The organism is Coprococcus sp. AM11-30B (assembly GCF_027674365.1).
Lineage (GTDB): Bacteria > Bacillota > Clostridia > Lachnospirales > Lachnospiraceae > Allocoprococcus > Allocoprococcus comes.
This window is the reverse complement of the sequence record NZ_JAQDVB010000017.1, coordinates 34,485-48,294: the sequence shown is the minus strand read 5'-3', so window position 1 is coordinate 48,294 and position 13,810 is coordinate 34,485. Positions and strand designations below refer to the sequence as shown.

At 43.5% G+C, this 13,810-nt stretch carries 13 protein-coding genes; 12 read left to right on the top strand and 1 reads right to left on the bottom strand.

Translation table 11 applies throughout. From position 1 onward, the window contains the following. Positions 1-37: 37 nt before the first annotated feature. The 8 genes from codB (at position 38) to PGU50_RS12135 (ending at position 9,313) form a co-directional block, all read left to right on the top strand. A complete protein-coding gene (codB, locus tag PGU50_RS12170) occupies positions 38-1,309 on the top strand; it encodes a cytosine permease (protein ID WP_270247096.1) in 1,272 nt (423 codons plus the stop codon). Between the two features lie 231 nt (positions 1,310-1,540). Continuing rightward, on the top strand, positions 1,541-3,619 hold the full coding sequence (locus tag PGU50_RS12165) for an efflux RND transporter permease subunit (RefSeq protein ID WP_270247095.1): 2,079 nt from the start codon (positions 1,541-1,543) through the stop codon (positions 3,617-3,619). Between the two features lie 122 nt (positions 3,620-3,741). Next, positions 3,742-5,322, top strand: coding sequence for a glucose-6-phosphate isomerase (locus PGU50_RS12160; RefSeq protein WP_270247094.1), 1,581 nt, complete (start codon positions 3,742-3,744; stop codon positions 5,320-5,322). 165 nt (positions 5,323-5,487) lie between these two features. Next, complete coding sequence (locus PGU50_RS12155) at positions 5,488-6,600, top strand: iron-containing alcohol dehydrogenase family protein (RefSeq protein ID WP_270247093.1); 1,113 nt, start codon at positions 5,488-5,490, stop codon at positions 6,598-6,600. Further along, a complete protein-coding gene (locus PGU50_RS12150) occupies positions 6,590-7,732 on the top strand; it encodes a YkvI family membrane protein (RefSeq protein ID WP_270247091.1) in 1,143 nt (380 codons plus the stop codon). Before PGU50_RS12155 ends, PGU50_RS12150 begins: the two co-directional genes overlap by 11 nt. Before the next feature lie 121 nt (positions 7,733-7,853). Then, positions 7,854-8,411, top strand: a complete 558-nt coding sequence (locus tag PGU50_RS12145; RefSeq protein ID WP_008373458.1) for a DUF3841 domain-containing protein — start codon at positions 7,854-7,856, stop codon at positions 8,409-8,411. Then, the gene (locus PGU50_RS12140; RefSeq protein ID WP_117834603.1) at positions 8,387-8,959 is read left to right on the top strand and encodes a DUF3841 domain-containing protein; all 573 of its coding nucleotides are present in this window, start codon (positions 8,387-8,389) and stop codon (positions 8,957-8,959) included. The genes PGU50_RS12145 and PGU50_RS12140 overlap by 25 nt, the downstream gene beginning before the upstream one ends. After that, complete coding sequence (locus PGU50_RS12135; RefSeq protein ID WP_055247510.1) at positions 8,960-9,313, top strand: arsenate reductase family protein; 354 nt, start codon at positions 8,960-8,962, stop codon at positions 9,311-9,313. Positions 9,314-9,524: 211 nt separating this feature from the next. On the opposite strand, the gene PGU50_RS12130 is transcribed toward PGU50_RS12135, so the two are convergent. Beyond that, positions 9,525-10,706 (bottom strand): MFS transporter, encoded by a 1,182-nt coding sequence (locus PGU50_RS12130; protein WP_270247090.1) that lies wholly within the window; start codon positions 10,704-10,706, stop codon positions 9,525-9,527. Between the two features lie 112 nt (positions 10,707-10,818). Between PGU50_RS12130 and PGU50_RS12125 the strand changes: the two genes are divergently transcribed. The 4 genes from PGU50_RS12125 to secE all read left to right on the top strand — a co-directional run bounded on the left by PGU50_RS12125 (position 10,819) and on the right by secE (position 13,798). After that, complete coding sequence (locus tag PGU50_RS12125; protein ID WP_022220340.1) at positions 10,819-11,721, top strand: AraC family transcriptional regulator; 903 nt, start codon at positions 10,819-10,821, stop codon at positions 11,719-11,721. Positions 11,722-11,862: 141 nt separating this feature from the next. Next, the gene (locus tag PGU50_RS12120; protein ID WP_270247088.1) at positions 11,863-13,113 is read left to right on the top strand and encodes a threonine/serine ThrE exporter family protein; all 1,251 of its coding nucleotides are present in this window, start codon (positions 11,863-11,865) and stop codon (positions 13,111-13,113) included. 300 nt (positions 13,114-13,413) lie between these two features. Then, complete coding sequence (rpmG, locus tag PGU50_RS12115) at positions 13,414-13,563, top strand: 50S ribosomal protein L33 (RefSeq protein WP_081445272.1); 150 nt, start codon at positions 13,414-13,416, stop codon at positions 13,561-13,563. Positions 13,564-13,585: 22 nt separating this feature from the next. Further along, entirely contained in the window at positions 13,586-13,798 is a 213-nt protein-coding gene (gene secE / locus PGU50_RS12110) for a preprotein translocase subunit SecE (RefSeq protein ID WP_008373480.1), read from the top strand. The last annotated feature ends 12 nt before the right edge of the window (positions 13,799-13,810 follow it).

Genomic DNA, 13,810 nt, shown 5'->3' with positions numbered 1-13,810 from the left:
GAACTTGTTGATCACAGAGAATGGAATGAGGTAAAAAATGAGCAAAAAAACGAAAGATACAACTGTTGATATTGACTATGCGGACCAGGCAGTCCCGAAAGAGGGCAGAAAAGGTTTCCTGACCATGTTTATGATCATGCTGGGATTTACATTTTTCTCGGCAAGTATGTGGGTTGGGCAGCAGATGGCAGCAGGACTTGATTTCTGGGGATTTATCAAGTCCCTTCTCCTTGGAGGAGCGATCCTTGGTGTGTATACAGGACTTCTGGGATATGTAGGTGCAAAGACCGGACTTAGCATGGATCTTCTGGCAAAAAGAGCGTTTGGAGAAAAAGGATCTTATCTTTCTTCTGCAATGATCAGCTTCACTCAGATCGGATGGTTCGGTGTGGGTGTTGCGATGTTTGCAATCCCGGTATCAGGAGAGCTTCTCGGTGGAAGTAAGGCTGCGATGTGGGCTCTGGTATTGGTTGCAGGAGGCTGTATGACTGCTTCTGCATATTTCGGAATTGATTCCCTTACGGTGGTAAGCTATATTGCAGTTCCGCTCGTTGCGATTCTTGGAACGGTAGCAATGGTGATGGCAGTTCGGCAGGGAAATGGAACGATCGTTGACCAGTTTGCAGTATCCAGTGGATCTGTGACCGTGATCGGTGGAGCAGGTATGGTAGTCGGTTCCTTCGTATCAGGCGGAACGGCAACTCCGAACTTTGCAAGATTTGCAAAGGATGCCAAATCAGGTACAATTGCAACGGTTGTAGCATTCTTTATCGGGAATTCACTGATGTTCTTTTTTGGGGCGATTGCCTATATTTTCGTTGGCGGAAATGATATCTTTGAGGTTATGATCCGTCTGAATTTGTTCTATATGGCGATTCTGGTTCTGGGACTCAATATCTGGACCACCAACGACAATGCGCTGTATTCAGCAGGTCTTGGACTGGCAAATATTTTCCGGCAGAAGAAGAAACCGATGGTTCTGATTTCAGGTATTATCGGAACACTTCTTTCTGTATGGCTGTATTACAATTTCTGTAACTGGCTGAACGTACTGAACTGTACCCTTCCGCCGGTAGGGATTATCCTGGTACTCTCGTACTTCATAAATAAGAAGGAGTACGATAGTGATAAAGTAGAAATCAAAACTGTGAACTGGTTTGCCGTGATCGGTGTGATCGCAGGTGCAGTGGTAGCAAATCTTGTGTCATGGGGAATTGCTTCGATCAATGGTATGGCAGTTGCAGCGGTCTGCTATGTGGCTGGACAGGTGGTTTGCAAAAATCATAATGAAGCGGCAGAAAATGCATAAATGAATAGCGTAAATGAACGGGCAGATTCGGGGAACAGAGTCTGCCCGTTGTTATATTATGGAGCAGGATTACGCATAAGGTTATCAGTCTAAACAATATTATTAAAAAAACTGACCATAAGTCAATAAACAAATTGACTTATGGTCAGTTTTGTTGTATATTGGTTTTGTAAAATAAATGACCAATAGTCATTGAAGGAGAAAAAATAAAAAAGAAAAGAGGAATAAAGTATGGTAAAGGTTGGCAAAAAGATTGTTAAATTCAGAGTACCGATACTGATACTCAGTATTATCCTTTTGATTCCGGCTGTGTGGGGGTATGTGAACACCAGGATCAACTATGATGTGCTGACTTATCTTCCGGAAGACATTGAGACAATGCAGGGACAAGAGATCATGACGAATGATTTTGGGATCGGGGCATTTTCGATGCTGATGGTAGACGGCATGGAAGATAAAGAGATTGTGAAGCTGAAAGAAAAGGTAGAGAAGGTAGACGGAGTAGAGAATGTACTCTGGTATGATTCACTGGCTGATATTTCGGTTCCACAGAGCATGCTTCCGTCAAAGCTGTATGATGAGTACAACACAGAAGACGGAACAATGATGGCGGTATTTTTCAAAGACGGAACTTCATCCGATGAGACCATGAAAGCAATTACCGAGATCCGTAAGGTCACCGGAAAGCAGTGCTTCTTAAGTGGAATGTCTGCGATTGTAGAGGACACCAAAGAGCTTGCCGAAAAGGAAACACCACTTTATGTACTGATCGCAGTCGCACTTTCGGCACTGGTTCTGGCAATTACGATGGAATCGATTTTTGTTCCGGTACTGTTCCTTTTGAGTATCGGAATCGCAATCGTATATAATCTTGGAACGAATGTATTTTTTGGAGAGATTTCTTATATCACGAAGGCACTGGCAGCGGTACTTCAGCTCGGTGTCACTATGGACTATTCTATTTTCCTGATGCACAGTTATCAGGAGCAGCAGGTGCGCTATAACGGAGATAAAGAGCGGGCGATGGCACACGCGATTTCCCAGACCTTTTCATCCGTAATCGGAAGTTCAGTTACGACAGTTGCCGGATTTATCGCACTCTGCTTTATGAGCTTTACGCTTGGAAAAGATATTGGTATCGTTATGGCAAAAGGTGTTATCTTTGGAGTTCTGGTCTGTGTAACCGTTCTTCCGTCCATGATCCTGTGCTGTGACAAGCTGATCGAGAAGACAAAACACAAACCGCTGCTTCCGGATATTGGAAGGATTTCGGATAAGGTGACAAAGCGTTACGTGATTTATGTAGTAGCATTTGTGATCCTTCTGTTTCCGGCGATTTACGGAAACAATCACACAGGTGTTTACTACAATCTGGACGAATCGCTGCCAAAGGATCTTCCGAGTGTCATTGCGAACACGAAATTAAAAGAAGATTACAATATGAACACCACACATATGATCCTGGTGGACAGCTCGGTTGCAGGTTCTGATGTCAAGAAGATGTCACAGGAGATTGAAAAAGTAGATGGTGTTAAATGGGTACTTGGACTGGATAACCTGGTCGGCTCCGGTGTTCCGGCAGATATGCTCCCGGAATCTGTCACCGGTATGCTGAAAAATGACAAGTACCAGCTGCTGATGGTAAATTCTACTTACAAAGTAGCAACGGATAAAGTAAACAAACAGATTGAGCAGATTGATAAGATCATGGATAAATATGATAAGGGTGCAATGCTGGTAGGAGAAGGACCTCTTACAAAAGACCTGATTAACATTACAGACACGGACTTTAAGCGCGTAAGCGCAGTGTCTATTGGAATCGTATTTGTGATTATTCTGCTTCTGTTCAAATCAGTTACTATTCCGGTGATCCTGGTCGGTGTGATCGAATTTGCGATCTTTGTGAATATGGGTATTCCGTTTTACACTGGAACAAAGCTGCCGTTTGTGGCATCAATCGTAATCGGTACGATCCAGCTTGGCGCGACTGTGGATTATGCGATCCTGATGACCACCAGATATCAGAGAGAGAGAAGCCGCGGCGCAGGCAAATTTGACGCGATCACAACAGCGCATAAGTTCTCTGCGCAGTCGATCATCGTCAGTGCGCTCAGCTTCTTTGCTGCAACGATCGGTGTCGGACTTTATTCCAATATCGATATGATCAGTTCGCTGTGTATCCTGATGGCGAGAGGTGCACTGATCAGTATGGTGGTTGTTGTGCTGATCCTTCCGTCCTTATTCATGGTATTTGACAAGATTATTGTAAAGACGAGCAAAGGTTTCCGACCGTCAGGCTTGAAATCATAACCACATCATAGTATAATTCTCTTGGATTATTATATGATACAAGGAACGGAGAAAAAGATCCGTGCGTATCAAAAGGGCTGATACAATCTTGCTATCATAAAAGGAATAAGGAGGAATCCACTATGATTAATTGGAACAATTTGGATACACTTACATCATTTAAAGAACTTTCGGAAGTAGAACGTGTCAATCTTGCAGAAGTGATGTCCGGTGAGAACGGAGCAGAACGTGTTAAGGATTACAGCGTTCCGATGACAGAGGATCTTACTTACAATTACGCTGCAAAAGCAGTAGATGATAAAGTACTTGCAGCACTTGCAAAGCTTGCAAAAGAAGCGCAGCTGACAGAAAAGTACGCAGCACTCTACAATGGAGAAGTGATCAACACAGGAGAAAAGAGACTGGTTCTTCATCAGCTCACCCGTGGACAGCTTGGAGATAAAGTAGAAGCTGACGGAGTAGACAAGCGAGAATTCTATGTTAAGCAGCAGCAGAGGATCGCAGATTTTGCCAATAAAGTACATGCCGGCGAGATTACAAATGCAGCAGGTGAGAAATTCACAACAGTCGTACAGATCGGTATCGGTGGAAGTGACCTTGGTCCTCGCGCAATGTATCTTTCACTTGAGAACTGGGCTAAGAAGAACGGCACATTCAAGATGGAAGCCAAATTCATCAGCAATGTTGACCCGGATGATGCAGCAGCAGTACTGAATTCAATTGATGTAGCACATTCTATTTTTGTTCTGGTATCAAAGTCAGGAACAACTCTTGAGACTCTTACCAATGAGTCATTTGTAAAAGATGCCCTGAAGAATGCAGGTCTGGATGCTTCCAAGCATATGATCGCTGTTACAAGCGAGACATCACCACTTGCAAAGAGCGATGATTATCTTGCAGCATTCTTCATGGATGATTATATCGGAGGACGTTACTCATCTACTTCAGCAGTCGGTGGTGCCGTACTTTCGCTGGCATTCGGACCGGAAGTATTTGCACAGTTCCTTGCAGGAGCAGCAAAGGTAGATGAAGTTTCCAAGAATGAAGATTTATTGAAGAATCCGGCAATGCTGGATGCGATGATCGGTGTATACGAGCGTAATGTACTCGGATATCCGGCAACAGCTGTTCTCCCATATTCACAGGCACTGAGCCGTTTCCCGGCACATCTGCAGCAGCTGGATATGGAATCCAATGGTAAATCAGTTAACCGCTTTGGCGAGCCGGTAGATTACCCGACAGGTCCGGTGATCTTCGGAGAACCAGGAACAAACGGACAGCATTCCTTCTATCAGCTTCTCCACCAGGGAACCAACATCATACCGCTCCAGTTCATCGACTTCAAGAACAGCCAGATCGGAACCGATGTTGTGATCCAGGACAGCACAAGCCAGCAGAAGCTCTGCGCAAACGTAGCTGCACAGATCGTAGCATTTGCATGCGGTAAATCAGACGAGAACCGCAACAAGAATTTTGAAGGTGGACGTCCGTCAAGTATTATCATCGGTAAAGAACTGACACCAGAGACACTCGGTGCACTTCTTGCACATTTTGAGAATAAGGTTATGTTCCAGGGATTTGTATGGAATGTGAACAGCTTCGACCAGGAAGGTGTTCAGCTTGGGAAAGTACTTGCCAAACGTGTACTTGCCCATGAGACAGATGGAGCACTGAAAGTATACAGTGATCTTTTAGATATCTAATCAGAATTAATGAAAGAGACCAGAGTCGGTGCGAATTTTAGGATTCGGACCGGCTTTTTGGATACGAAAATATGCAAGAGAAGCTACCAGGATATTCTGTCAGGATTTCCGGCTGAATGATTGTTTTTTAGGAAAAAGACATAAAACCAGGAAAAGAGAAAGACTATGAAATTAGAAAATTACGAGGTGCATCTCCCGAATTATTCCATCGGAGATGCAATTTACGATAAAATCGGACCGGTCTGTGAATCTTATGGGAAAACGGTACTTGTGATCGGCGGAAAAAGGGCACTTGATGCGGCTTTTGATAAGATCAAAGCGGCGGTCGACCAGACGAATCTGGAGATTATTGGAAAAGAACTTTATGGGAAAGACTGTACCTATCAGACGGTAGAAAAGCTTCGCCGGATGTCGGTTTATCAGAAAGCAGATATGGTATTTGGAGTAGGAGGGGGCAAAGCACTGGATACGGTAAAATGTCTGTGTATCACAGATGATAAGCCGGTGTTCAGCTTCCCGACAATCGCATCCAACTGTTCAGCATGTACATCGGTGTCAATCATGTATAACGAGGATGGCACATTTCTGAAACCGAATTTCTTCGTGCGTCCGGTCATGCATGCATTTATCGATACAGAAATCATAGCAAAAGCACCGAGTCAGTATATGTGGGCAGGAATTGGTGATACCTATGCAAAATACTATGAAGCAACAATCTCATCAAGGGATGAAAGACTGGAACATTTCACTTCACTTGGTGTAGCAGTCAGTCTGATGTGCAGGAATCCGCTTCTGGAATATGGACCGAAGGCATTTGCAGACCATAAAAAGGGACTGTGTACATACGATGTAGAGCAGGTGGTTCTGGCAATTGTTGTGACAACCGGAATTGCATCCATTTTCCTTACAAAAGATTTCACACCGGATTATAACAGTGGACTTGCACATGCAATTTTTTATGCTCTGACGAAGTATCCGGTGATTGAGCAGCGGCATCTGCACGGGGAAGTAGTTGGATTTGGTGTGCTTCTGGCACTTCTTGTAGATGGACAGGAAGAAGAATTTGAGAAAATATATCAGCTGAATCGCGAGATAGGTCTTCCGGTGTCCTTGAAAGAAATTGAGATTACAGAGGATGAATGGAAAGAAAGTATGGGACATATTCCGAAAATGTCGGATGTAGCACATTACCCATATAAGGTAACCCGGGAAATGCTGGAAGATGCAATGCGGAAACTGAAAGAAAGAGTCAGAAAGGATCAGAGCCATGAAGAATAAGAAATCCGCAGCTTCCTCTATGATTCTTGGGGTAGCGTTTGTCTGGTTTACAACACATTTCGGAGGTGGATTTGCCTCGGGTGCGCAGATCTACAGTTATTATGTGCGTTATGGAATCTGGTGTCTTCTGATGCCGGTTCTGGCAATGGGATATAATGCTGTATTTTTCGCGTACTGCCTCCGGTTTGCGAGAAAGCATGAGGTATATGATTACCGGTCTTATAACAATGTGTTTTACGGGAAGTTTGCGCCGGTATTTTCTAATTTGTTTGAAGTACTGTATATTTGTGTGATGTGCGTGGCTCCCGCAGTTGCATTTGCGACAGGCGGAGCGACCTTAAGTACCCTGACCGGACTTCCGTATCTGCTGTGTACGTTGATTATCGGCATATTTATCTTCGTTGTGGCAGTATTTGGAACAGACCTGGTGCGTAAGGTGGCTTCTGTCCTGTCTGTCTGCATTATCGCAGGTCTTCTGATCGTGTATATTCCGAATATCATCGCAGGTGCAGGGCAGATTGCAGATACAGCTTCACGGATGACTGCAAATGGCGGATCCTTTGGGAAAGCACTCTATTCAGCATTTATTTACGGAACATTCCAGCTGGCAAATGTGGCTGTTTTTGTGCAGCATGCCAAGAGCTTTGAAAAGCCGGATGACGCGGTGCAAAGTATGGGAATCGGATGGATCATCAATGCACTTATGATGATCATGGTTGTGCTTGGGATTATGACTGTTTGTACCAAGCCGGAGATGAGCGAGGCGAGCGTCCCGACACTTTTTATGGTGCAGGGCGGTGTTGGAAAAGGATTTATGATGCCGCTGATTTCTGTTTTGATCATTCTTGGAGCGGTATCTACGGCGGTTAATATGGTGGCTGCAATGGTCAAGAGAATCTGTAGTGGTCTTGATAAGATGAAAAAAGAGACAGGAACGGATGAGAAAAGAAAAATCGGTACAAAGGAAATTGTGGCAGCATTTATCTGCTGTGTTGTAGATTTTGGAATCGCACAGTTCGGGCTTCTGACACTGATCCAGAAGGCGTATAGTGTGCTGGCGTATCTGGCGATTCCGGTAATCCTTATTCCATATCTGATCCACATGGCAGTGACCAGATTTGATACGAAGTAATGAGAGAATAAAGGGAAAAGAGGACAAAAGATGCCAATCGGTGTTATAGTAAATGTAAGTATGGTGATGCCGGTTAGTTATCTTTGGAGTACTTATATTTTACCATTAGTGAGGTGATGGAATGGCAAAGATTACAGTGTGGTCAAAGCAGCATGAAAATGTCTGGAAAGTTCTTCAGGAGACCGGACGATATACGGTAAAGCGAGAGTATATCATAAAGGATCTCAAAGAACATTCGGAGCTGGTTCTGGATACTTATGAATGGCTGGTCAAGAACGGACCGGACTACGGGAATAAACCGGCGGATGTGGAATTTCCGGTATGGGTATCCTTCAGGCAGGATGCAACGATGCTTCCGGAAAAAGGAAGAGTGATCTTGGAACTGGAGATCGAAGAATCCCTGATTACCAGAGTGAATTTCACAAAATGGGGAATGATCCTCAACTATTCCTATATTCCGGCAGACAAGGCGGATGAAAAGCGGCACAAAGAGCTTCTGGAAGCCTATGGAGTCAGCGACACGCAGGCGTATATGTCGCAGTTCTATCCGGAGATCAAACGGGAGATCCGGGAGAGCTGGAAGAGGCTTTTTGATGATGACATCCAGATCGGAAGTGATGGATGTTATGGAAACATCTGGGAGGTGCGAAGAGAATGGGTGAAAAATGTAATACAATAACCTTATATGCATCACAGGCAGACCCGGTAATCGAAGCAATTGAGCGGAATGGCGTGTGCTATTCCAAAGAGGCGTATGTGCGGAAAAAATATCAGGAGAGTGCAAAGATTTTCACAACAGCCTATTCCTGGTTTGTGCGTGAGATGGAGAAATATGTGAAGAAGCCGGATGGTGCGGAGTATCCGTACTGGGCATTCCGTGAAGCCTATAATGTGGATCAGTCGATGGGCGGCAACTTCCTGACACTGGAAGTACCATTGGATGAAGTTCTGCTTTTTGATATGTATGACTGGAATAAGATTCTCTGTCTCAAATATATTGGGGAAGATGAAAAAGATGAGAAGCAGTTCCAGGAGCAGCTGGAGATGTATGGGATCAAAGAGATGGATGCGGTGTTGAGTAATTTTTATCCGTTACAGAAGCAGCAGATCCTGAAAAGCTGGCAACGTCTGACACGGTATCATGAAGAATTGGTACATGGAAATACAGAGTTTGTAAGGGATGTACAAGCAGGACTTTGGAGAATAAAAAAGGAGTGGATCAGATAGATGAAAGTATTGGTATACAGAAAATGCAGCACCTGTCAGAAGGCGCTGAAATGGCTGGAGGCGCATGAGATTGCATTTGAGGAACGGGCAATCGTGGAGGAAAATCCAACCTATGAAGAGCTGAAGGAATGGCATGCGATGAGTGGGGTCCCGCTGAAAAAGTTTTTTAATACAAGTGGGATGCTTTATAAGCAGATGCAGCTGAAAGACAAGCTTCCGACGATGACGGAAGATGAGCAGATAAAGCTGCTGGCGACAGATGGTATGTTGGTGAAAAGACCGTTTGTAGTTGGGGACGGATTTGTACTGACCGGGTTTAAAGAAAAAGAATGGGAAGAAAAATTGTTGAAGTAGTGGAGAAGATGAGTGCTGTAAAAGGTGCTCATCTTTTTATTCTGCCTGTAAAGAATGTGTAAAAAGAATTGAAAGAAGACGGAACACTTACGAAACTGAGTAAGAAATGGTTTGGACAGGATACGGCTCCGGAAGAGGACCGATTTGAAAAAACAATAAACTAAAAAGAAAAATAACGGGTAACTCAATGAAAAGAGGAACCCGTTATTTTTTATTCAGATTTTTTTGATTTTATTAGACCAAGGAGCAGGACGGCCGGAAAAGTAATGGCTGCGAAAATCCCGGTTTTCAGACTGCCGCCGGCGTAGGAAGATACCAGACCTGCAAGCGTCGGGCCACCGGAACATCCCAGATCTCCGGCAAGTGCAAGGAGGGCAAACATTGTTGTGCCGCCACGTGGAATAGAGACGGATGCGGTGCTGAAAAGTCCCGGCCACATAATTCCAACGGAGAATCCGCAAAGCGCACATCCAAAGAGGTTCAGTGCAGGAAATGGAAGGATGGAAATACATAAATAGGAAAGGATGCAAAGAATGCAGCTTCCTCTCATGAACAGATCCAGCCGGATCCTGTCTCCGTATTTTCCGTAAAGCAGTCGGGAAGCCCCCATACAGGCTGCAAAGGTAAGAGGACCGGCAAGATCGCCGAGTGTTTTGGAAATGTGCAGGCTTGTCTCGGCAAAAGTGGATGCCCATTGGCTGACTGCCTGTTCGCTGGCACCGGCACAGGTCATCATAAGCATTAACATCCAGAAGATTTTAGATGTGCACAATTCTCTGAGAGAAAGTCCCTGTTCACCTTCTTCGTGAAGGGAGTAGATTGGTGCACTTCTGAAGAGGAAAGTGTTAAATATTGGGATGACAGCCCACATAAGTGCGAGGATTTTCCAGTGCGATATTCCGAAAAACCAGAAAAATGCGGTTGATAACAGAACAACGCCCACATGCCCCCAACAGTAAAAGGAATGCAGGAGACTCATTGCTTTTTCTTTGTTATCAGTAGGACAGGCTTCAATGATCGGGCTTACCAGTACTTCGAGAAGTCCACCGCCGATCGCATAAATGATAACTGCGATTACAAGTCCGGTATAAGGGGAGGAAAAAACTTCCGGAAGAACGGTGAGTAATATCAGTCCTGCCGCAGAAAGGATATGCGCAATTAAAATCGAAATGCGGTATCCGATCCTGTCGATGAAGAATGCGGATAGAAGATCGACAAACAGCTGAATGATAAAGTTGAGTGTGATCAAAAAGGTAATTCGTTCTAGTGAAATATGGTAATTATTTTGGAAAGTGACAAAAAGAAGAGGAACAAAATTATTTACGATAGCCTGAACGATGTAACCAATAAAACAAGCGTAGATGGTCTGCATACAATTTGTGTTTTTTTTCATTTCTTAAAAGCTCCTTTCAAAATAACACTATATCATATTGGAGGGTGGATGTCTTGACGAATATCGCAGAAACATAGTACAATATCTTCAAAACACAAAAGGTATAATGAAAATGCAAATAACAGAGATAATAACAGATGAAACACTGAGGGAAATACGTGAACACGGAACGCCGGAGTTTCCTTTTGAATATTATCTGGATGATATCGATGAAATTGGTCAGGGTTATGTCGAATGGCACTGGCATAATGAGATTGAATGGGCATGGGTTGAATCTGGAAAAGTAATCTGCAGGATTGGAAATGAAAAGATTATCCTTGAAGCGGGGGAGGGGATTTTTATAAACAGCAGAGTGATCCACCGATTTGAAACACCGGGTGGTGCGCTTATGCCAAATATCCTGCACGCTCCAGAGCTGCTTGCTGCGCGGGAAAGTGCAATTTATCAAAAATATGTTAGTCCTGTAATTACATATGGTAAAGAATATGTGATTTTGGAAAAAGAAAAAAATAGTGGTATATTAAGTCTGCTGGATGAGATATACAAAGATGCCGGAAAGGAAATGCTTAGAAAAGAACTGATTATACAGAACAAGATCAGCAGATTATGGGATGAATTGTTTGAAGAAGTTCCGGATATTGTACAGAGAGAGTCCCGGAATAAGAATCTCCTTTTACAGTCGCGGCTCAGAGAGATGATGCAGTTTATAGAAAACCATTATAAAGAACGAATTTCTTTGGAAAGGCTGGCGGCGGAAGCGAATATTAGTAAAAGTGAAGCCCTTCGATGCTTTAAGCGTGGAATAGGGACGACTCCGGTGAAATATTTGATCGATTACAGGCTGGAGAGGGCAAAAGAATTATTGTGTAAGACGAATGATACGGTTATTCGGGTTGCCGCAGATGTGGGAATAGATAATACAAGTTATTTTGTAAGAATATTTAAGAAAATGTATGGGATGACACCAGGAGCATTCCGGGAAGAAGAAGGACTGAAAAAGGCTGGAGAAAAATAACATATTAGAAGAAATTCTCCGAATTTAGTTGACTTTTTGATACATCATGATATCATTACTTCGTATGGCTGAAGTGTTCGGGAGGGCGGAACAACTGGCTTTGAAAGAAGAACAAAAGAGAGAGGTTTTGGGAAAAGGAAAATGAGTGTGAAATACGATTACGAGAGAATTGTACAGGGGATCCTGGACATTGGGGAGGCTATGATTAGATGTGGAGCGGAGAACTTTCGTCTGCAGGACAGTCTGTACCGTATTTGCAGAAGTTATGGATTTGTAAAGTATGATATTTTTGTTATACCAAGCAATATCCAGATTACGGCAGAGACACCGGAAGGGCAGATTATTACACAGATCCGACTGGTAGAAATAGGGGAATGTGACTTTGACAAGCTGGATTATCTGAATAATCTGTGCCGTAAAGTCTGTAAAGAAAAGCCGGATGCAAAAGAAATGAGAAGACAGTTTGAAGAGGTGATGGGAAGACCGGAACAGAAGTGGTACACCCATTATGCGGCCGGTATTTTAGGTGGTACCGGATTCGCGGTATTCTTTGGATGTGATATAAGGGATGCGATCATTGCGGTGATCGTATCAATTGTGATCGTTGCAGCAGGGAACTGGCTGGCCGAACGTGAGAAGAACCTACTGGCATATAACCTGATCTTATCGTTTATTGCAGAGATGATCATTCTGTTATCTGTTAAATTTGGATTTGCGGATCATGAGGAGCGGATCATGATCGGAATTGTCATGCTCCTGATCAGTGGACTGAGTACGACGAACGGAATCCGTGATCTGCTTCAGAAAGACTTTATCTCCGGATCGATCAATATCATGAATTCCATGCTTGGTGCTTCCGGAATCGCATTTGGTACGGCGATACCGATGATTCTTTTTGGCGGTGTAGAGGCGGAAGGATTTATCCTTACCCCGAATCTGATCGTACAGTTGATTTCCTGTACCGCAGCTTGCGTGGGATTTGCACTGTGGTTTAAGATCCGGGGCATGCAGGTGGTTTACTGCGGAATCGGAGCATTTTTTACATGGCTGATTTATGTACTTGTTTATGAGGCACGTCCAAGTAACTTCCTTGCAACTACAATTGCGGCGACATTCGTTGCATTCTATGCATTTATCATGTCGCGGATAAATAAAGCTCCATCAACAATTTTCCTGACAGCGTCTGTATTCCCTTTGATTCCTGGACCGAATCTGTACTATGTAATGTACGCATGCGTAAGCGGGAATATGCATATGCTTCTGGAACAGACGATCACACTTTTTGCAACCTGCGTTGCAATTGCATTTGGATTTAACTTTGTAGATATTGCATCAAGAACTATCATGCGTGGTATGAAGGTAGAATATCACATTGGAAAAAGTGACAGATAAATAAAAAGTTTCAGCCGCGGATTTCATTCTGCGGCTGAAATTTTAGCCTGTGTGCCGGGAATATGCCTGGATGAGAGCAGATTCCGGATGCACCTGGACAGTCCGAAGGCTTTCGTAAAAAATTATTTAATTTCTTGACTTTATACTTTCAGTATGGTACACTAACCTAGCGAATGGAAGTATAGGTCTTTTTTTTATGCCTATTTTTAACAAAGAAAGTTTCAGGCGTGAAGCTTTCACGACAGCCTCGCAAGCTGTCATGCAACTAAAAATTAGAACATAAAAAGCGAGGTGGAAGTTGTGCGTACAAGAATTACACTGGAATGTACAGAATGCAAGCATCGTAACTACAACATGACAAAGGATAAGAAGTCTCATCCGGAACGCATGGAAACAAAGAAATACTGTAGATTCTGCAAATCACACACATTACACAAAGAGACGAAATAGTCGTTGAAGGGAAGTGAATGTTATGGGCGAATCTAAAGACAAAGCGAAGACAAAAGAGAAGAAAACTCCTTTCTTCAAAGGTCTGAAAGCTGAGTTTAATAAGATTATCTGGCCAGACAAAACCACACTTACCAAACAGACAGCTGCGGTCGTAGTTGTTTCCGTTATCTTAGGAGCGATTATCACGATCTGTGATATCCTGGTAAAATTCGGGGTAGATTTATTAGTTAGATAAGATACTGATAAA

Coding starts and splice junctions, on each gene's coding strand:
- codB (WP_270247096.1), top strand. CDS start 38: ATGAGCAAAAAAACGAAAGATACAACTGTTGATATTGACTATGCGGAC.
- PGU50_RS12165 (WP_270247095.1), top strand. CDS start 1,541: ATGGTAAAGGTTGGCAAAAAGATTGTTAAATTCAGAGTACCGATACTG.
- PGU50_RS12160 (WP_270247094.1), top strand. CDS start 3,742: ATGATTAATTGGAACAATTTGGATACACTTACATCATTTAAAGAACTT.
- PGU50_RS12155 (WP_270247093.1), top strand. CDS start 5,488: ATGAAATTAGAAAATTACGAGGTGCATCTCCCGAATTATTCCATCGGA.
- PGU50_RS12150 (WP_270247091.1), top strand. CDS start 6,590: ATGAAGAATAAGAAATCCGCAGCTTCCTCTATGATTCTTGGGGTAGCG.
- PGU50_RS12145 (WP_008373458.1), top strand. CDS start 7,854: ATGGCAAAGATTACAGTGTGGTCAAAGCAGCATGAAAATGTCTGGAAA.
- PGU50_RS12140 (WP_117834603.1), top strand. CDS start 8,387: ATGGGTGAAAAATGTAATACAATAACCTTATATGCATCACAGGCAGAC.
- PGU50_RS12135 (WP_055247510.1), top strand. CDS start 8,960: ATGAAAGTATTGGTATACAGAAAATGCAGCACCTGTCAGAAGGCGCTG.
- PGU50_RS12130 (WP_270247090.1), bottom strand. CDS start 10,706: ATGAAAAAAAACACAAATTGTATGCAGACCATCTACGCTTGTTTTATT.
- PGU50_RS12125 (WP_022220340.1), top strand. CDS start 10,819: ATGCAAATAACAGAGATAATAACAGATGAAACACTGAGGGAAATACGT.
- PGU50_RS12120 (WP_270247088.1), top strand. CDS start 11,863: ATGAGTGTGAAATACGATTACGAGAGAATTGTACAGGGGATCCTGGAC.
- secE (WP_008373480.1), top strand. CDS start 13,586: ATGGGCGAATCTAAAGACAAAGCGAAGACAAAAGAGAAGAAAACTCCT.